Origin of the sequence: Acinetobacter sp. (assembly GCF_036659555.1) — a bacterium.
Classification (GTDB): Bacteria; Pseudomonadota; Gammaproteobacteria; order Pseudomonadales; family Moraxellaceae; genus Acinetobacter.
Genome location: NZ_JAVXCI010000064.1, coordinates 1 through 18,725, shown reverse-complemented (window position 1 = coordinate 18,725; position 18,725 = coordinate 1). Strand labels below are relative to the sequence as shown.

The following is an 18,725-nucleotide window of genomic DNA, read 5'->3' as shown; positions in this document are numbered from 1 at the left end:
TTTATCGCAATTAATTATTGTCGCATCATAGAGAAAAAGTTGATAAGTAGCTACACTTAGCACTTTAAAAACTCAGCCTGTCTCAGAATTTATCGCAAATGAATACACAACGTGAACAATCGATACAATCATGGATTGCGTCTGTACTTGGTTCAGATCAATTTGAAATTAATTTTTTAGCAGGCGATGCAAGCTTCCGTCGTTATGCACGAATCAAATTGAATAATAAAACATTTATGCTCATGGATGCACCTCCAGAAAAAGAAGATTGTGTGTCTTTTGTGACGATTGACGAATTTTTTGATGCCCATGGCGTGCGCGTGCCGCATATCGCCGCCAAAGACCTTGAGCAGGGCTTTCTTTTATTGGAAGATTTTGGCGATGTTTTGCTGGCTTCCCTGCTGGATGATGCAACTGTAGATGCGCATTATGAGCAAAGCTTTCAGCAGCTGATTCAGCTGCAGTCGATTGACGGCGCCGGCCATTTTCTGGCGTATTCTTATGAAAAGCTGATGGCGGAAATGGCCTTGCTGACCGACTGGATGCTGCCGTCCCTGCAGATTGCGCCGACTGCCGATGAAAGCGCCTTAATTAAGCGCACCTTTGCCATTTTAGCCAATGCGGCTTTGGCGCAGCCGCAGGTGATTGTGCACCGCGACTTCCACAGCCGCAACCTGATGGCGCTGCCGGGCGAGCAGGAGCAGGGCGTTATTGATTTTCAGGATGCTGTGATTGGCGCGGACACGTATGACCTGATTTCCATTACCCGCGATGCTTATGTGCAGTGGAGTCCTGAACGCGTCTACAGCTGGTTTAAAGCCTTCTATGATCTGCTGCCGGCATCCGCCAAAGACGGCCGCGATTTTGAGCAGTTTAAGAAGGGTGCGGATTTTATGGCGGTTCAGCGCCATATTAAAATTCTGGGCATTTTTGTGCGCCTGTTTGAGCGTGACGGCAAGCCGGGCTATTTGAAGGATTTGCCGCGCGTGATGTGGTATTTGCTGGAGGAAAGCCAGCCTTATGCCGAACTGCAGCCATTCGTGCAGTTTATGCGCGCGAAAGTCATGCCGAAATTTGAAGCCAAATACGGCGCCTATAAGGCTGCGGCGTAATGAAAGCGATGATTTTAGCTGCCGGCTTAGGCAACCGCATGCGCCCGCTGACTTTGCATACCCCAAAGCCATTGCTGGCGGTCGGCGGCAAGCCGCTGATTGTCTGGCATATTGAAAAACTGCAGAAAATCGGTGTCACAGATATTGTCATTAATACGGCCTGGCTGGGTGAAAAGCTGGCGCAGGCGCTGGGTGACGGCTCGCAGTTTGGCGTGAACATTCACTGGTCGCACGAAGGCGAAGGGCTGGAAACCGCCGGCGGCATTATCCACGCTTTGCCTTTGCTGGGCAGCGAGCCGTTTATCCTGATCAACGGCGATGTCTGGACCAGCATGGATTTTGCGCCGCTGCTGAATGTGCGCCTGCAGGGCAATGACGCGCATCTGGTTCTGGTGGATAATCCGCCGCAGCATCCGCACGGCGACTTTATTTTAGCGCAGGGCAAAGCCTATACCTTTGATCAGGCTGCGGCGGGCGAAGCGCTGACCTTCAGCGGCCTGTCGGTCATTGATCCGAAAATGTTTGCGGGATTGAAAGGCGGCAAGCGCCCTCTGGCGCCGCTGCTGAAGCAGTCCATGCTGGAAGGAAAAGTCGCTGCCGGCAAGCTGCTGGGCGAGTGGGTAGATGTCGGCACGCCCGAGCGCTTAAATGCTTTGGATGAGCAAATTCAGCAGGGCATGTACGCCTAAGTGCATAATCGCTAAACACCTGCTGCTGTGACATGCAGGATAAACCGGTATACTTCCACCTAACTTTTTCGAGGCGTTAATTGTATGCACGCGTTTTTTAAAGAACTTAAGCAGGGCAGTCAGGCCTTGGGCTTGGAGCTGAGCGATGACGCTTTAAATTTATTGCTCAAGTATCAGGACGCCTTGGTGCTGTGGAATAAAGCCTATAACCTGACTGCCATCCGCGATCCGAAAGAAATGCTGGTGAAGCATCTTTTGGACAGCTTGAGTATTTTAAAAGACTTGCCGCAGGGCCGCCTTTTGGATATCGGCACGGGCGGCGGCATGCCGGGCATGATTATTGCCCTATGCCAGCCGGAGCGCGAATGCGTGCTGCTGGACTCAAACGGCAAGAAAATCCGTTTTCTGAAGCAGTTTATTGCTGACCTGAAGTTAAAAAATGTGACCGCTGTGCAAACGCGCGTAGAAAACACCGAAAGCATTGCGGCGCTGGGCAAGTTTGATGTCATTACCAGCCGCGCTTTTGCGTCTTTAACAGATTTTATCACTGCATCCGTTCCATTTATGCATGAGCACAGCATCATTGCCTCAATGAAAGGCCTGATTCCAAGCGAAGAAGTTGACGCATTCAAAGATCAATTCAGCTGTGAAATTATTGCGCTGCAGGTTCCTCGCTTGGACGAACAGCGCCATCTGCTTTTACTGAAACGTATTTAATTATTAAGAATTGGGGCTGCCATGGCACAGATTATTGCAATTGCAAACCAGAAAGGCGGTGTCGGTAAAACTACAACCGCAGTAAATCTGGCTGCATCATTAGCCGTATTGAAAAAGCGCGTGCTGCTTGTGGATATGGATTCGCAAGGCAACGCGACGATGGGGTCGGGCATTCAAAAGAATGACCTGCTGTATTCGGTCACAGATGTACTGCTGGGCGAAATGCCGGTTGAAAGCGCGATTGCCAAAGCCGAAGTCGGCTATAAGGTGCTGGGCGCGAACCGCGATTTGGCGGGCGTGGAGCTGGCGATTGCGGAACAGGACGGGCGTGAGTTCATCCTGCGTGAAGCGCTGCAGGAAGTTGATGACAAGTTTGACTATATTATTGTGGACTGCGCGCCCAGCCTGAGCCTGATTACGGTGAATGCCCTGGCGGCGGTAGACAGCGTGCTGATTCCGATGCAGTGCGAATACTATGCGCTGGAAGGCTTGGCGGATTTAACCCAAACTATTGACCGCATTCAGCAGGCATTGAATCCGGATTTGCAGATTATTGGCGTGCTGCGGACCATGTTTGACGGGCGCAATGCTTTAACCCGCGATGTTTCGGCAGAATTAGAACAGTATTTCGGCAAGAAGCTGTATGACACAGTCATTCCGCGCAATGTGCGCCTTGCGGAAGCGCCGGCGCACGGCTTGCCGGTGATTTATTTTGAGAAAAGCTCGAAAGGCGCAGTGGCCTATTTAAACTTGGCGGCTGAACTGCTGAAAAAAAGCAAAGTGAAAAAAGGAAGTAAAGCATGACCGCAAAAAAACGCGGATTAGCCAAAGGCCGCGGTCTGGACGCCTTGCTTGGATCAATCCAAAAAGAAAAACTGCAGCTGGAAGCGCAGTCCTTAGATCATGGCCAGCTGAAGCAGATCAATGTGCACCTGCTGCAGCGCGGGGAATATCAGCCGCGCCGCTTTATTCATGAGCAGGATCTGCAGGAATTAGCGGCTTCGATTGAAAAGCACGGTGTCATGCAGCCGATTGTCATCCGTCCGGTTGATGATGAAAAGCATCCCTATGAAATTATCGCCGGCGAGCGGCGCTGGCGCGCAGCCCAGCTGGCCGGCTTAACCGAAGTTCCGGCGATTGTCCGTGACCTGAGCGATCAGGTTGCCATCGCTTTGGCCCTGATTGAAAACATTCAGCGCCAGGACTTGAATCCGATTGATCAGGCCATGGCCCTGCAGCGCTTTCACGAAGAATTTGGCCTCAGCCATCAGGAAATTGCCGATACCGTAGGCAAGGCCCGCACCACGATCAGCAACCTGCTGCGCCTGCTGACTTTGGCTGAACCGGTGAAGGACTTTATGCAGCAAAGCCTGCTGGATATGGGGCATGCGCGCGCAATCTTAACGCTGAAAGCTAAAGATCAGCTGAGCGTGGCTGAGCTGGTGATCGAAAAAAGCCTGTCTGTGCGCCAGACCGAACAGCTGGTGCGCGACTTGAATACGCCTAAGCAGGCAAAAGAAAAGCAAGGCCTTTCTTCAGATATTCAGCAGCTGTCACAGCGCCTGTCTGACCGCTTCGGCGCAGATGTCAAAATAGACCATAATAAGCAAGGCAAGGGCAAGCTCGTGATTAATTACCATTCGCTGGAAGAGCTGGATGGGATTTTGAATATCTGTTTAGCTGATTAATTTTATAATTCGATTTATTGGGGAAAATCAAATGTGGGAATTAGTCAAAGCCGGCGGATGGCTGATGCTTCCGCTGGTCTTGTGTTCAATCTTTACCATTGCAATTGCCATTGAGCGCTTTATCCGCTTGAGGAAGCCGGCGGTGCTGCCGGCCGCATTGCTGATGAGTCACAATCAGACTGCCGAGCAGGCGGTGGAACAGCTGCAGCAGGATCAAAACTTGCAGCGCAGCACTTTGGGCCGTATTTTTGCGGCCGGCTGGGGCAGCAAAAATCAAAGCGAACAGTACGCGCGCGCGCAAATGGAAGTGGCTGCGTCGCAAGAAATCGGCTATTTGGAAAAGAATATCAACTTTCTTGGCACGCTCAGCGCGGTTGCGCCGCTGCTGGGCCTGCTGGGAACGGTCATCGGGATTATTGAGTCATTTTTAATGATTGATATCGGCACCAACAGCGATCCGGTGCTGATGATGCCCGGCATTTCCAAAGCCTTGATTACGACAGCTGCCGGCATGTTCATTGCAATTCCAGCCCTGTTTGCGCACCGCTATTTTCAGCGCCTGGTGCAGGAATATATTGCGGAATTGGAACAGCAGTCGACGCTGTTTCATGCTGCGCTTTTTTACCAGAATCCGGCTGATGAAAAACAGCAGGATCTGCAAAAAGCAAGCTGAGGCCGCGCCATGAAATTCAAGCGCAGGCAAGTTGAAGATATTCACATAAACTTAACGCCAATGATTGACTGCCTATTGTTCATCTTGGTGTTTTTGCTTTTATCCACCACCTTTAATCAGCTGAGCCGGATGAACCTGACTTTGCCGGATGCGCAAGGCGTGCCGCCAAAGCAGTATGAGCATAAAATTGAAGTTGTGGTGGATTCGTCCGGGCATTATTCTGTCAATGGCCAGTCTTTGGCCAGCAAAGAAGCCGCGGATTTAAATACCGCAATTAAACAGATTTCAAATGAGCGCCGTGATTTAATGTTCATCATTGCGGCCGATGCAAAAGCCGCGCATCAGGACGTGATCCGCGTCATGGATGTTGCCGGCCAGCTGGGCTTTGTAAATATCAATATCAGTACGAAAGTACCCACTCGAGGTTATTAGTGAAGCACGATTTAAAGGTCTATCTGCGCCTATTAAGTTATTTAAAACCTTTTTGGGGCTTGGCGGTATTTGTAGTCATCGGCTTCGCAATTAACGCCGCGACTGAAGTATCTGTCGCCAAGCTGCTGGAACGCATTATTAATGCGATTCAGCACCGTGATCAGAGCTTTACGTCGTTATTTCCGCTTCTTGTGGTGATGCTGATGTTTTTCCGCGGGCTGGGAACATTCATCGGCGGCTACTTCACGGCAGTCATTTCCCGCAACCTGATTTTCAATATCCGCCAGGAAGTGTTCGCAAAACTCATGCGCCTTCCTTCGCAGTATTATTTGGATAATTCCAGCGGCCATATTACCGCTAAAATTATGTATAACGTCGAGCAGCTGACGGCAGCTTCAACAGAGTCGCTGCGGACTATCGTTCAGCAGGGCCTGATTACTTTTGGCCTGCTTGGCTACCTGATTTACAGCAACTGGCGCTTAACTTTAATTATCCTGATTTTTGCGCCGCTGATTGGCCTGCTGATCCGCAAAGCCTCAAAGCGCATGCGCAAACTGTCCACTCAAGTGCAGGACACCATGGGCGACGTCAACCATGTGGTGCAGGAAACCGTCAACGGCAACATGGTGGTGAAAGGCTTTGCCGGGCATAAATATGAACAGCAGCGCTTTTATGACAGGTCAATGGAAAACCTGCGCCGCGGCATGAAAATGGTGGTGGTGCAGCAGCTGAACAGCCCAATCGTGCAGCTGATCATGTCAATTCCATTGGCGATTGTGATGTATATCGCCTTGCGTCCGGAAATTATGCTGGACACTTCGGCCGGCCAGTTTGTCGCATACATTACCGCGGCCGGCATGCTCAGCAAGCCAATCAAAGCCTTGACGGATGTGAATGAAAAGATTCAGCGCGGCATGGCGGCGGCGCATTCAGTCTTTGAGCTGCTGGACTTGCCGGAAGAAGCCAATACTGGCGCGCTGACGCCGGTGCTGAAAGGCAATGTCGAATTCGACAATGTCAATCTGGTTTATTCTGACGGCTTCCAGGCCTTGCACGACTTTAACTTAAAGGTCAATGCCGGGGAAACCGTGGCTTTGGTGGGACGTTCCGGCGCAGGCAAAACCTCATTGGTGAACCTGCTGCTGCGCTATCAGGAAATCAGTTCAGGCCAGCTGAAATTCGACGGCATGGATGTTCATGACATTGAGCTGGATTGCCTGCGCCAGCAGATTTCCATGGTGAATCAGCAGGTGGTGCTGTTCAACCGCACCGTGCGTGAGAATATTGCCTATGGACGGCTGGAAGGCGCTTCCGATGAACAGGTGATTGCGGCGGCTAAAGCGGCCTATGCGCACGAGTTCATCATGAGCCTGCCGCAAGGCTATAATACGCCGCTCGGCGCGCAGGGCCTGAACCTGTCGGGCGGCCAGCGCCAGCGCATCGCTATTGCGCGCGCCATTCTGAAAGATGCGCCGCTGCTGATTTTGGATGAAGCGACCAGCGCGCTGGACAATGAGTCTGAATATTTCATTCAGCAGGCCTTTGACGCCGCCATGCGCGACCGCACCACAATTGTGATTGCGCACCGCCTGTCCACGATTGAAAATGCTGACCGCATTGTGGTGATGGATAAAGGCAAAATTGTCGAGCAGGGCTCGCATGCAGAGCTGATTGCAAAGCGCGGCGCCTACTTCCAGCTGCATCAGCGCAATTTTGAGGAACAGTAAATGTCCGCGGCGCAATTCATTCAGAATGCCTGGAATAAGCAGGCAAAGTGGCTGATTGTGCTTCGGCCGCTGTCATGGCTGTACCGCGGCGGATTTCTGCTGAATCAGAGCCTGTATAAAGCCGGCCTGAAGCAAAGCTATACTGCGCCTTTGCCAGTCATGGTGATTGGCAATATTACCGTTGGCGGCAGCGGAAAAACCCCGCTGCTGATTCATCTGGTAAATTACCTGCAGAGCCGGCAGGTGAAAGTCGGCGTGATCAGCCGCGGCTATGGCGGCAAAGGCCCGTTTCCGGCCTATGTCGGTTCAGCAGCCGCGGCTGAAGCTGTAGGGGATGAGCCGATGCTGATTGTGCAGTCAACGGGCGTGCCGATGGCTGTAGGGCCTAGCCGGCAGAAAAGCATTGAACTGCTGCTGTCCCGGCATGCCCTGGACTTAATCATCTGCGATGACGGCCTGCAGCATTGGGCGCTTGAACGCCAGCTGGAATGGATTGTGCTGGACAATAACCGCGGCTTGGGCAATGAAAAACTGCTGCCGGAAGGCTATTTGCGTGAACCGAAAAGCCGGCTGCAAAGCGGCACCGTGATTGAGCATGCCGCCGCGCCTCAGCTGGCGCTGAATATGCATCTGGAAGCATCCGAACCGTATTTGCTGAACGGCAATGCGGCCAAGCCGTTCAGCCCTGAGGCGGATTTTTACGCGGTATCCGGCATTGGATTTCCGCAGCGCTTTTACCAGACTTTGAAAAATATGGGCATCCGGCAGTTCCAGTGCCATGAGTTTCCAGACCACTATGACTATGAAATTGATGATTTGCAGTTTAAAGACAGCAATCCCATCATTACCACAGAAAAAGATGCAGTTAAAATTCTGCCTCTGCTCAAGCGCCACCCGGATTTTCAGCGTGAAATCTGGGTGGTGCCGGTAGAGGCTGTACTGTCGCCAGCCTGCTATGAAACGCTGCGTCAGCAGCTGGCGCAGCTTGGCATTACACTTCATGAAGGCTCCCATTGATGAAACATATTGTTATTCCTGCCCGCTTTTCCAGTTCACGCCTGCCGGGCAAGCCGCTGCTGGAAATTCACGGCCGGCCGATGATTTTGCGTGTTGTCGATCAGGCCCGGAAAGTTGAGGGCTTTGATGACCTTTGCGTGGCCACAGATGATGAGCGCATTGCTGCGGTATGCCGCGCGGAAGGTGTTGATGTGGTCTTGACCTCTGCGGCGCATCCTTCAGGGACGGACCGCCTCAGTGAAGTCGCGCGCATTAAAGGCTGGGCTGCTGAGGATATTATTGTCAATGTGCAGGGCGATGAGCCTTTGCTGCCGGCGCAGCTGGTGCAGCAGGTGGCGCAGCTGCTGCAGGATCAGCCGGCATCTTCCATGTCAACTTTGTGCGAGCCGATTCACAGCCTTGAAGAGTTTCAGCGCGACAGCATTGTGAAAGTGGTGATGTCGAAGCGCAATCAGGCGCTGTATTTCAGCCGCGCGGCCATCCCCTATGACCGCGAAGGCGCGAAGCAGGCTGAGCAGGCGCTGCATGATCAGGCTTACCGCCATCTGGGCCTGTATGCATACCGGGTCAAGCTGCTGCAGGAATATGTCACTTGGGAGATGGGTGCGCTGGAAAAGCTGGAAAGCCTGGAGCAGCTGCGCGTGCTGGAAAATGGCTGCAGCATTGCCATCGCCGTGGCCGAAGCGAACTTGCCGCCGGGTGTGGATACGCCGGCTGATCTGGAGCGCCTGAATCAAATGGATGTTTCTTGCTTTGAATAAAGGACTGCATCCATGTCAAATGAAGTGACTGCGCGGATTTATCCCTGGCAGCAGCCTGTTTGGGATACGCTGACCGGGCGCTTTCCGAAATTGGGCCATGGGCTGCTGTTTTACGGCAAAAAAGGCTGCGGCAAAGAGGCTTTCGCGCAGCAGTTTCTGGCGTGGGTTTTATGCCAAAACCGCCATGCGGCGAATCAGCCCTGCGGGGAGTGCAGCAGCTGCCAGTGGCTGAAATCGGGCACGCACCCCAACTATGTGCATATCAGCACCGATGATGACAATAAAAAGCAGAACGCCAAAATTAAAATTGAAAAAATCCGTGATTTGCTGCCTTTTGTGCAGCAGACCGTGGATGGCTGGCGCGTGGTGGTGATTGAACCGGCGGAAGCCTTAAATACCGCTTCTGCCAATGCGCTGCTGAAAACGCTGGAAGAGCCGGGCGACCGCATTGTGATTATCCTGCTGGCGGCGCATTATCTGAAACTGCCGGCGACCATCCGCAGCCGGCTGCAGCATTTTGCCCTCGACCGCATCAGCGCTGCGCAGGCTGAAGCCTATTTGCATGAAAATTTGCCGGCCAGCGGGCTACAGGCGCATCAGCTGCTGATGAATCTGTCCAATCACATGCCGCTGCAAGCGGTTGAATTGGCGAAAAGCGAATGGCTGAATCTGCGCCAGGACTTTGTCAATGACTGGCAAAAATTAGTCAAACAGAAAAATATGCCGATGGCAATTGCGACCAAGTGGAATAAAGCGCTGAGCTTCAGTGACTTCAGTCAAATGTTTGAATACTTGTTGTCTGATTTGATTTGTGTCAAGCTGAATCAGGCCATAAAAAATATCGACCTGAATTTTAGTGATCTGCCGGATCAGTATGATTTAGAATCATTATTTGGCATTTATGCAGAACTTCAGCAGTCCAAAAAATTTATCGAACAGAACGTGCAGACAAATTTAGCGCTGGATCAGCTGTGCATTAAACTGATGAATATTTAAAACAAGGGGAACAGCAATGCAGCCACGCATGGGCGGAATTATTCAGGCCAATATTCCAGATGTGGAAACACTGTTTGCCAGCTATATGCCTTTTGTCGCAGGCGGCGGCCTGTTTGTCCCGTCAAAGCAGGCGGTTAAAATGGGCGATGAGGTATTCGTGCTGACTACGCTGCCGGACCAGTCGCAGAAAATTCCGCTGACAGGCAAGGTGATCTGGATTTCGCAAAAGCAGAACGGCATCAAGCCGCAGGGCTTCGGCATACAGCTTGCTGGAGAAAAAGGCGTTTATTTCAAATCTGAAGCGGAACGGCTGCTGACAGGCCTTAAAACTGAAGGGCGCAGAAGTTACACTATGTAGGTTACAGCTTACTTTGCATAGGTGCTTATAGTGTTTACCGATACCCATTGTCATTTAACCATGCTTGATCTTGCGCCTTATGGCGGAGATTTGGATCTGGCTTTGGCGCAGGCGCGTGAAGCGGGCGTTTCCCGCTTCATGAGCATCTCTGTCGATCTGGATGATCATATTCAGCTGGCGGAAATCGCCGCCAGGCATGCTGATGTCGGGTACTCAGTCGGCGTGCATCCGTGTGAAGACCCTGCAGTGATGGCACGGGCAACTACAGACTGTCTGGTTGAGCTTGCGCAGCCTGAAAAAGCCTGGGCGCTGGGTGAAACCGGACTGGATTATTTTCACAGCACGGACTTTATTCAGGAGCAGAAAGCCTGCTTTGCGCGCCATATTCATGCTTCGCAAATTGTTAAAAAGCCCGTGGTGGTGCATACCCGCGCCGCCAAGCATGACACGGTGGATATTATCCGCGCGGAAAAATCCACGCACGGCATTCTGCACTGCTTTACCGAAGACTGGGAAACCGCCAAAGCGGTTTTGGACTGCGGCTATTACATTTCTTTTTCCGGCATTATTTCCTTTAAAAATGCGCAGGATCTGCGCGATGTCGCCAGGCAGGTGCCGCTTGACCGCGTGCTGATTGAAACCGACAGCCCGTATCTGGCGCCGATGCCGTACCGGGGCAAGCCGAATGAACCGAAATATGTTCCTTATGTAGCCAAAGCCTTAAGTGATGTATATGATAAGTCACTTGAAGAGGTGGCTTTGATTACGAAGCAGAACTTTGAAAACCTTCTCAATTTAAAGTAAATAATTTGAATTGATATAAGCGCAGAAGAGAGTATAGGGTGAAGATGGATCGTCAGGCTCAGTTTCGAGCAAGAGAAGCGTTGATTTTTCAAGTTGCAGAGCAGCTCCTTCTGGAAAACGGCGAAGCAGGCATGACGCTTGATGCGCTGGCTGCAGAATTGGATCTTGCCAAAGGCACGCTCTATAAGCATTTTCAAAGCAAGGATGAGCTGTACATGCTGCTGATCATCCGCAATGAGCGCATGCTGCTGGAAATGATTAAAGACACAGACAAGCAGTTCCCTGAACATCTGGCTTTCTTCATGCTGCATCATCTGCACCACCCTGAACGCACCGTGCTGTTTCATCAAATTGAAGAGCGCCTGTCAACCACCGGCGCAGGCATTCAGCACCTGTTCAGTGAACTGTATCAGGTGCGCAAGCAGCGCCTGCGCCTGATTATCCGCATGACGGAAAGGTATCTGGAGCTGATTCAAAGCGCGATGCCGGTTCGGGATTATCTGGCGTCCATTTGGTCGCTGACGCATGGCGCCGCGGCGATTCTGAATTCCAGCTTCTATCAGCGCTATTTAGGTTCAAGGGATACCTTAAGAGTCGCCTATATTGATCAGGCTTTGGCGCTGCCGAAGCAGGTCAATGCTGCGGTTCAGTTCGCTTAAAGGCCGGCTATGAAAATCAGGCCCTCATCAGTTCGAGGCTTCACCCTGGTGGAATTGATGGTGGTCATTGTGATTATGGGCATCATGGCGTCTCTGGTGCTGCTCAATATGAACGGCACGGATCAGCGCAAGGCCATGCAGGCGCGTGAAGTGTTTATCATGGATGTGCAGAAAATCCTGCGTGAATCCAATGATCAGGCGCGGATTTTAGCGCTGAATGCGCATCCCGCTACAGATGTGGCGGGCTTCCAGTATGATGTGCTGGAATATCTGCCGAATCAAAAAAATGCAGCAGTTTTCAATCAGAATAATAACTGGCAAAAATATAAAGACTTTCCGGAACGGGCGCTGCCCGATCAGGTGGCTTTCAGCATCCAGCCCTTAGAGCAGCGCTATGAAAATGCCAATAACAGCGCGCTGCTGAGTGAAAGTGCGCCCAAGCTGATTTGGCTGGGCAACGGCGAGGTCAAGCCGGTGCGCATTCAGTTCTATTTTGAAGAGCGGCCGGTAGGGAATGAAATTGAAATTGACCATCTAGGCAAAATAATTGATGAAAGCTGAATACTTAAAGCGCGGCTTTGCGTCTTATGCGGCGGCCGGTCAGCGTTCCGCTCATGGCTGCTCAGGCTTTACCCTGCTGGAAGTGATGGTGGCGCTGGCGATTTTTGCGACCGCAGCCATCGCCTTGAGCAATGTGGCGATGCAGTACACGCAGGCGACCGCCAATGCGGTTTTAAGAACCAAGGCGCAGTTTGTCGCGCTGAATGAAATCGCCTCAATGGAAATGAAGCGGGAATGGATGAGCGGCACTGCGTCTAAGCAAATTACCCAGCAGGGTGAAACCTGGCAAATTGACAAATCCGCGCAGCCGACGGTCAGCCCGGATGTGCAGCGCATTGATGTGCAGGTCAGCTTGATGAATGCCGATACCGGAAAAGTTGAGGCGGGCATCGCCAGTTTGGTTTTCTTCAATGCCAAAGCGGAAAACTCATGAGCCGGCGCCAAGGCTTTACGCTGGTTGAACTGCTGGTCGCTATTGCGATTTTTGCTGTGCTGTCGGCGCTGGGCTGGAAAGTTTTTGACTATATTTCCAAGGTCAAGGAACGCAACAGCATGCATGAAGCCCGGCTTTCGCAGCTGCAGGAAGCCTATCAGCAGATTTTGCGCGACACCCTGCAGGCGGTGCCGCTGACAGCCAATATCAATGGCGATATTCAGCCTGCAATGGTGCTGCAGAATGGGCGCTTCAACTTCAGCAAAACCGGCGTAACCGATCCGCTCAATCAGGGCATCGCGCCGGATGAGCGCGTGGAGTACCAATACAATGCCGCGGATAAAAAGCTTTACCGGCTGAAATACCGCAATATTAATCAGTCGGGGCAGGATCAGCCGGATTCCAGCGTGCTGCTGGCCGATGTTGAGCAGTTTGAAATCCGCGTGCTGAATCCTGAAGAATTAAGCGCCTGGCCTGATCCTTCTGCGGACCTGAGCAAGCGCAGCGAGCTGCAGCGCTTGCCGCGCGGCTTGAAAATTAAGCTGAGCGTAAATGAAGTCGAATATGAATGGCTGTTCAGCCTGCTGAATACCGACTTCCTGCAGCAGGACAGCAATTCGGGTGGAAAAGGCGGCGGCAATCCAGAAGACGGAAAGCAGGAGGTGTCTGGATGAAGCCAGTTATGCAGCCTCAGAAGGGCATTGCGCTGCTGACTATTTTAATGATGGTGGCTTTGGCGACCATTCTGGCCGCCAGCATTGCCAAGCGCCAAAGGAATACCGCGGAAGCGACCGCTTATCTCATGCGCCAGAATCAGTCCCTGCTGTACGCCAAAAGCGCCGAAACGTTCTTTGCTGCGCTGCTGAAGGATGATGCGCAGAATGCCGGCGGCGTTGACCATCTGCAGGAAAACTGGGCCAAGCCGATGCCGGCTTTTCCGGTTGATGACGGCTATGTTTCCGGCGTGCTTGAAGATGAGTCCGGGAAGTTCAACCTGAACAGCCTGCTTACTGCAGACGGCAGCGTGAACGAAAGCGCCAAGAAATGGTTTGAAAAACTGCTGACGCGCGCAGGCTTGCCGGCGCAGCTGAGTGAAGCGGTCATTGACTGGCAGGATGAAAATGATGAGCCGGCAGGCCCGATGGGCGCGGAATCCAGCTATCACCGCGGACTGCAGAATGCGCCGCTGCCGCCGAATGCCAAATTCCACAGCGTTGAAGAATTGAAGCTGGTGCGCGGCTTTGAGGCGGGAAAATACAAGCTGATAGCGCCTTATGTCAGCGCCTTGCCCAGCAATGAAACCCTGGTCAATATCAATACTGCGCCGGCTTTTGTATTGGCCAGCATAGATGAAACGCTGGATGTCGATGCCGTGCAGCAGCTGCTGGATCAGCAGCAGGCGAAATTGGAGCATTTCGGCAGCGCCGCTGCGCTTTGGGAAAAAGAGCCTTTTTCGCAGGCTGATCCGGCGTCGCGCAGCGCCGTCAATGCTTTGCTGGGCGTGCAGTCCAATTATTTTAAGGCCCGGATAGAAATTGAGCTGAGTGGCCGGAAGCGCCAGTTTTCATCTGAACTGGTGCGTAAGGATAAAGAAGTCTACGTGGCCTACAGAAGCGCAGCGCCTTTTTGATGCGGGCCGCCTGAAAGCCAATGTGTTTTATCAATTGCATTGAACTGTAAAATTAATGCTCAAGGTTTTAGTTTTGCTTTATAATCCCGATAAATTCGCAGATTTTGATTGAATTAAGGCATATGTTAATTCGTAAGTTATTTAAGTTTGAAAATGCTCATATTGTGCGGAACTGCACTTCGGACCGCTGCAAGCGTTCGATTCATGGGCACAGCTATAAAGTTGAGTTATTGCTTAAAGCTTCGAAATTAGATCACGGTCAAATGGTATATGATTTCGGGCTGCTGAAAGGCGTGATTAAAGAGCTGTTCGACAGTTTTGACCATGCCATCTGTTTCTGGCAGCAGGACGATGCTGAATACATGCAGGCCTGCAAAAACTTCAGCGCCCGCTGGGTTTCCCTGCCGGTATCGCCGTCAGCGGAACAGTTTTCACGGATTTTCTTTTATCTGGCGCAGCAGGTGCTGGCATCGACTGAAACGCAGAATGGCGAAGGCGATGTTGAAGTGCATTCTGTGATTGTGCACGAAACCGACACCGGCTATGCGCAAAGCTTTGCTGAAGATATTGAAAATGCGCAGATGGGCATTCTGCATCTGGATCAGATCATATTTTCAGAGCAGGTTAAGTCGGAGTGGGCTGACCCTGAAATGTATGAAAAATTAAAGCAGGGACTAAAATTTCAAAACCCAAGCGTGGATCTGCAGGTTAAACTTTAATGCAGCTTTGCCGCTGTAAGCTAAAAAAGGAATTAGGAAACACGTATGTCTTTAACTGAACAGCAGCAGGCGCAGCTGGAAAAGGTGCAGCTTGATGCGAGTTGGAAATACGGCCTGAGCGATTTTCTGCTTAGCCCTAAAATGGATGCATTAAAAGACTTCCTTGTTCAGGAAAAACACGCCAATAAAGTGATTTATCCGCCGAATCCATTAATTTTTAATGCGCTGAACACCACGCCTATCGCCAATGTAAAAGTGGTGATTTTAGGCCAGGATCCGTATCACGGGCCAAATCAGGCGCATGGATTAAGCTTTTCAGTGCAGAAAGGGGTTGCATTGCCTCCTTCTTTGCGTAATATTTTTCATGAGCTGCACAGTGACCTTGGCATTGAAATTCCAAAGCATGGCGACTTATCGCACTGGGCAGCGCAGGGCGTGCTGCTGTTGAACAGTGTGCTGACTGTAGAAGCCGGGCAGCCGACTTCTCACCAAAAGCGCGGCTGGGAAGATTTCACCGACCGCGTGATTGATGTACTGAACGAACAGCGCGAGCATATTGTCTTTATACTTTGGGGAGCATATGCGCAGCGTAAAGGGCAGCGGATTGACCAAACCAGGCACCTGGTGCTGAAAGCGGCGCATCCATCTCCATTGGCTGCGAACCGGGGCGGTTTCTTTGGCTGCAAAGTGTTCTCAAAATCCAATAATTATCTTAAACAACATGGCATTGAGCCTGTAGATTGGCAGCTGGACGCATGACATATTCTCCCATTTCTAAAAACTATCATCCGGATTTGATTGTAGAAGAAGCGAAAAACGGCTGGCGCATTGTTCGCCTGAACCGCCCTAAATCTTTGCACGCGCTGGATGAATCCATTGTTTCCGCATTGCTGGAAGTCTTTCAGGACTTTCATTGCGATGCCGGCGTCAAGGCCATTTGGCTGGATTCAACCACGCCGAAAGCATTCTGCGCCGGCGGCGATGTGCGCAAGCTGCGCCAGCTGGTGATTAATGATGAAGCTGCGGCGGCAAACAGATTCTTTGAGCAGGAATACGCCTTAGACCTGCTGCTGCACAACTATGCCAAGCCGGTGCTGGTTTGGGGCGAAGGCTATGTGATGGGCGGCGGATTAGGCCTGTTCATGGCGGCGCCATTCCGTCTGGTGACGCCGTATTCCCGCCTGGCCATGCCTGAAATCAATATCGGCCTGTATCCGGATGTCGGCGCAACGCGCTTTCTGGCGGACCGTGGCGCGATTGGCCTGTTTACCGGCCTGACAGGGTCGATCATGACGGCAGCTGGCGCTTACGGCATCGGCTGGGCCACGCATATCTGCGATGCGCAGCGCGATGCAGTGCTGAGCAAAGTAGTGAATATTGACTGGGATCATTACCCGGCCGGCGACTTTCGCGCCATTGATGACACGCTGAACAGCATGCACCGCCCAGTGGGGCCTGGCCCGCTGCAGAATTCACTGGATGTGATTCAAAGCGTTTGCCGCGGCGTGAACTTTGAGCATGACTATGCCTCCATTATTGGCCTGAGCGATGCGCGCAGCGACTGGCTGCGCCAAGCCAGCGAAAACCTGCAGAAAGGATCGCCGGTGACTGCGGCGCTGACCTGGCTGCTGTGGCAGTGGGGTAAGCAGGTGCATTCCTGGAACGAAATTTTTGAGCTGGAAACGCAAATCTCAGACTGGAAAATCCGCCATCCGGACTTTGTAGAAGGCGTGCGCGCGCGCCTGGTGGATAAAGACTTGTCGCCGGAGTGGAAAACCGGCGCGGATGCTTCATTGAAAGGCATTTTAGGCAGCAATCCGCCAGTAACCGGCATTGAAAGCTGGAACAGCCTGCTGAAGCAATACGGTGTGATTGGCTGATACATGAGTCAGGAACAGCCGTACAGTGATGAATACTGGATGCAGCAGGCCTATGCGCAGGCTGCATCCGCGGCGCAGAAGGGAGAGATTCCTGTTGGCGCTGTAATTGTCAGTCAAAATCAGGTGATTGGTTCAGGCTTTAATGCCCCGATTACGCAGCATGATCCTACCGCGCATGCTGAAATTCAGGCTATCCGCCAAGCCTGCGACTCCTTGCAAAATTACCGCCTGCCGGATGATGCAACGCTGTATGTCACTTTGGAGCCGTGCACCATGTGCGTCGGGGCGCTGGTGCATGCGCGCATTAAGCGGGTGGTGTTCGGCACGGCAGAGCCTAAGGCTGGCTCACTGGTCAGCGCGCGCCAGCTTTTAGAAACAGGATATTACAATCATCTCTTTGAATTTGAGGCGGGCTGCCTGCAGGAGCAGTGCGCGCAGCAGCTCAGCGCATTCTTCAAGATGCGCCGTGAACAGAAGCGTCAGCAAAAAATACAAGAAAAGTCCTTAAATGATCAAAACCAATCGCCTGAGATCGGGTAAACTTTGGCAAAAATCACGCTGCACTCTTAAGGATAAAAAATGAACGCGATTACTGTCAAAAAAGAATTTAATGCGCCTGTAGAGCAGGTTTTTGAACTGCTGTCCAAGCATTCGACCTATAACGTGGCATTTGCGCCGATTCAGGTGGTGCGGGTGAAAGACTCTGCCGACCCAGAGCGTCCGGACGGCTTAGGTTCGGTGCGCCGCTTGGGCCTGGGCCCAATCAAGCCTTTGCAGGAGCAGATCACCCTGCTGGAGCCGAATCAGCGCATCGAATATAAAATCATTAAAAATCCATTGGTGAAGCATCATATTGGCATTATTGAATTTCAGCCGGTCGATGCAGGCAAAACCCTGGTCACATATACCATTGAACTGCAGGCGCGCGCGCCGTTTGTCAGCAAATTCATTCTTGCCCAGCTGAAATCAGCGATTAAGCTGGGTTTTTCAAAACTCGCAAAAACTGTATAGGCAGTGACGGAAGAGCAATGACGGTAAATATTATTACGATTGATGGCCCAAGCGGTTCAGGCAAAGGCACATTGGCGGCCAAGCTGGCGGCGCATTATCAATTTAACCTGTTGGATTCTGGCGCGCTGTACCGTTTGCTGGGCTTGTCATTGCATAAGCGGGATTTGCTGGAAAAGCTGGATACTGAACTGGAAAAATGCGCCGAAATTGCAGCAAATTTAGACATAAAATTTGTTACCGCTGAGGCGGGCACGCAAATTCTGCTGGACGGCGAAGACGTAACGCAAACCATCCGCACCGAACGAGTTGGCGAGCTGGCTTCAAAAGTGGCTGCAATTCCAGCACTTAGGGCGGCGCTGCTGGAACGCCAGCGCGCTTTTGCGCAAGCGCCGGGGCTGGTAGCGGATGGCCGTGACATGGCCACCGCAATTTTTCCCGAGGCCCAGGCAAAGATTTATTTGACCGCTTCGGCTGAATCGCGGGCTGCGCGCCGCGTAAACCAGTTGCAGGGCATGGGCCTAGATGCTAAAATAAACGACATTTTAGCTAATATCCAAGCCCGCGATAAGCGAGATATGGAGCGCACAGCCGCTCCGCTCAAGCCGGCCGCAGATGCCTACATCATTGACAGCTCAGCTTTGGGCATCGATGAGGTATTCAATCTGATGACCGCATATATCGACCGGCAATTAGCAAACTAAAGAATTTTTCAGCAGAAGCATAGCTTGATCAGTCTTATACGGACTATGTAGACGCTTAATTGAACCGGCCTTGTCTGATCCAAGACCGCTGACTTTATCGGAAATATCATGACCGAATCTTTTGCAGCCCTCTTTGAAGAAAGCGAATTAAACCTCA

Annotated in this window: 24 protein-coding genes; all 24 read left to right on the top strand. The window is 51.9% G+C overall.

The genetic code is table 11. The annotated features are described in order from the left end of the window. The first annotated feature begins 98 nt into the window (after window positions 1-98). The 24 genes from RSA72_RS09765 to cmk all read left to right on the top strand — a co-directional run bounded on the left by RSA72_RS09765 (window position 99) and on the right by cmk (window position 18,568). Window positions 99-1,112, top strand: a complete 1,014-nt coding sequence (locus RSA72_RS09765; RefSeq protein ID WP_332624133.1) for an aminoglycoside phosphotransferase family protein — start codon at window positions 99-101, stop codon at window positions 1,110-1,112. Then, window positions 1,112-1,801: an N-acetylmuramate alpha-1-phosphate uridylyltransferase MurU gene (gene murU / locus RSA72_RS09760; protein WP_332624134.1), complete on the top strand. Its 690-nt coding sequence runs from the start codon at window positions 1,112-1,114 to the stop codon at window positions 1,799-1,801. Before RSA72_RS09765 ends, murU begins: the two co-directional genes overlap by 1 nt. A gap of 84 nt (window positions 1,802-1,885) precedes the next feature. Further along, window positions 1,886-2,518: a 16S rRNA (guanine(527)-N(7))-methyltransferase RsmG gene (gene rsmG, locus RSA72_RS09755; RefSeq protein ID WP_332624135.1), complete on the top strand. Its 633-nt coding sequence runs from the start codon at window positions 1,886-1,888 to the stop codon at window positions 2,516-2,518. A 21-nt stretch (window positions 2,519-2,539) separates the two neighbouring features. Next, window positions 2,540-3,322, top strand: a complete 783-nt coding sequence (locus tag RSA72_RS09750) for a ParA family protein (protein WP_332624136.1) — start codon at window positions 2,540-2,542, stop codon at window positions 3,320-3,322. Then, window positions 3,319-4,206, top strand: a complete 888-nt coding sequence (locus RSA72_RS09745; RefSeq protein ID WP_332624137.1) for a ParB/RepB/Spo0J family partition protein — start codon at window positions 3,319-3,321, stop codon at window positions 4,204-4,206. The genes RSA72_RS09750 and RSA72_RS09745 overlap by 4 nt, the downstream gene beginning before the upstream one ends. A gap of 31 nt (window positions 4,207-4,237) precedes the next feature. After that, on the top strand, window positions 4,238-4,879 hold the full coding sequence (locus RSA72_RS09740; protein ID WP_332624138.1) for a MotA/TolQ/ExbB proton channel family protein: 642 nt from the start codon (window positions 4,238-4,240) through the stop codon (window positions 4,877-4,879). 9 nt (window positions 4,880-4,888) lie between these two features. Continuing rightward, window positions 4,889-5,311 carry an ExbD/TolR family protein gene (locus RSA72_RS09735; protein WP_332633115.1) on the top strand — a complete coding sequence of 141 codons (423 nt, stop codon included), beginning with the start codon at window positions 4,889-4,891 and terminating at the stop codon, window positions 5,309-5,311. Then, complete coding sequence (gene msbA / locus RSA72_RS09730; RefSeq protein ID WP_332624022.1) at window positions 5,311-7,038, top strand: lipid A export permease/ATP-binding protein MsbA; 1,728 nt, start codon at window positions 5,311-5,313, stop codon at window positions 7,036-7,038. The genes RSA72_RS09735 and msbA overlap by 1 nt, the downstream gene beginning before the upstream one ends. Further along, window positions 7,039-8,055 (top strand): tetraacyldisaccharide 4'-kinase, encoded by a 1,017-nt coding sequence (lpxK, locus tag RSA72_RS09725; protein WP_332624021.1) that lies wholly within the window; start codon window positions 7,039-7,041, stop codon window positions 8,053-8,055. Continuing rightward, window positions 8,055-8,816, top strand: coding sequence for a 3-deoxy-manno-octulosonate cytidylyltransferase (gene kdsB, locus RSA72_RS09720; RefSeq protein ID WP_332624020.1), 762 nt, complete (start codon window positions 8,055-8,057; stop codon window positions 8,814-8,816). The genes lpxK and kdsB overlap by 1 nt, the downstream gene beginning before the upstream one ends. A 12-nt stretch (window positions 8,817-8,828) precedes the next feature. Next, window positions 8,829-9,812: a DNA polymerase III subunit delta' gene (locus tag RSA72_RS09715; RefSeq protein WP_332624019.1), complete on the top strand. Its 984-nt coding sequence runs from the start codon at window positions 8,829-8,831 to the stop codon at window positions 9,810-9,812. A gap of 16 nt (window positions 9,813-9,828) precedes the next feature. Next, window positions 9,829-10,170, top strand: a complete 342-nt coding sequence (locus RSA72_RS09710) for a PilZ domain-containing protein (protein WP_068912334.1) — start codon at window positions 9,829-9,831, stop codon at window positions 10,168-10,170. 30 nt (window positions 10,171-10,200) lie between these two features. Next, window positions 10,201-10,974: a TatD family hydrolase gene (locus RSA72_RS09705; protein WP_332624018.1), complete on the top strand. Its 774-nt coding sequence runs from the start codon at window positions 10,201-10,203 to the stop codon at window positions 10,972-10,974. A 44-nt stretch (window positions 10,975-11,018) separates the two neighbouring features. Beyond that, window positions 11,019-11,633, top strand: coding sequence for a TetR/AcrR family transcriptional regulator (locus tag RSA72_RS09700; protein ID WP_068912339.1), 615 nt, complete (start codon window positions 11,019-11,021; stop codon window positions 11,631-11,633). A 9-nt stretch (window positions 11,634-11,642) separates the two neighbouring features. Beyond that, window positions 11,643-12,194, top strand: a complete 552-nt coding sequence (locus RSA72_RS09695; protein ID WP_332624349.1) for a pilus assembly FimT family protein — start codon at window positions 11,643-11,645, stop codon at window positions 12,192-12,194. Beyond that, window positions 12,184-12,627 (top strand): type II secretion system minor pseudopilin GspI, encoded by a 444-nt coding sequence (gspI, locus tag RSA72_RS09690; RefSeq protein ID WP_332624348.1) that lies wholly within the window; start codon window positions 12,184-12,186, stop codon window positions 12,625-12,627. Before RSA72_RS09695 ends, gspI begins: the two co-directional genes overlap by 11 nt. Further along, window positions 12,624-13,301: a type II secretion system minor pseudopilin GspJ gene (gene gspJ, locus RSA72_RS09685; protein WP_332624347.1), complete on the top strand. Its 678-nt coding sequence runs from the start codon at window positions 12,624-12,626 to the stop codon at window positions 13,299-13,301. The genes gspI and gspJ overlap by 4 nt, the downstream gene beginning before the upstream one ends. Beyond that, a complete protein-coding gene (gspK, locus tag RSA72_RS09680; protein WP_332624346.1) occupies window positions 13,298-14,257 on the top strand; it encodes a type II secretion system minor pseudopilin GspK in 960 nt (319 codons plus the stop codon). Before gspJ ends, gspK begins: the two co-directional genes overlap by 4 nt. Window positions 14,258-14,379: 122 nt before the next feature. Then, the gene (locus RSA72_RS09675; protein WP_332624344.1) at window positions 14,380-14,976 is read left to right on the top strand and encodes a 6-pyruvoyl trahydropterin synthase family protein; all 597 of its coding nucleotides are present in this window, start codon (window positions 14,380-14,382) and stop codon (window positions 14,974-14,976) included. Window positions 14,977-15,021: 45 nt separating this feature from the next. Next, window positions 15,022-15,735, top strand: coding sequence for a uracil-DNA glycosylase (gene ung / locus RSA72_RS09670; RefSeq protein WP_068912351.1), 714 nt, complete (start codon window positions 15,022-15,024; stop codon window positions 15,733-15,735). Next, window positions 15,732-16,856 (top strand): enoyl-CoA hydratase/isomerase family protein, encoded by a 1,125-nt coding sequence (locus tag RSA72_RS09665; protein WP_332624631.1) that lies wholly within the window; start codon window positions 15,732-15,734, stop codon window positions 16,854-16,856. The genes ung and RSA72_RS09665 overlap by 4 nt, the downstream gene beginning before the upstream one ends. 3 nt (window positions 16,857-16,859) lie before the next feature. Then, a complete protein-coding gene (tadA, locus tag RSA72_RS09660; RefSeq protein WP_332624632.1) occupies window positions 16,860-17,396 on the top strand; it encodes a tRNA adenosine(34) deaminase TadA in 537 nt (178 codons plus the stop codon). Between the two features lie 39 nt (window positions 17,397-17,435). Beyond that, on the top strand, window positions 17,436-17,867 hold the full coding sequence (locus RSA72_RS09655; protein WP_332624633.1) for an SRPBCC family protein: 432 nt from the start codon (window positions 17,436-17,438) through the stop codon (window positions 17,865-17,867). Window positions 17,868-17,884: 17 nt separating this feature from the next. Next, on the top strand, window positions 17,885-18,568 hold the full coding sequence (gene cmk / locus RSA72_RS09650; protein ID WP_332624634.1) for a (d)CMP kinase: 684 nt from the start codon (window positions 17,885-17,887) through the stop codon (window positions 18,566-18,568). Window positions 18,569-18,725 lie beyond the last annotated feature (157 nt).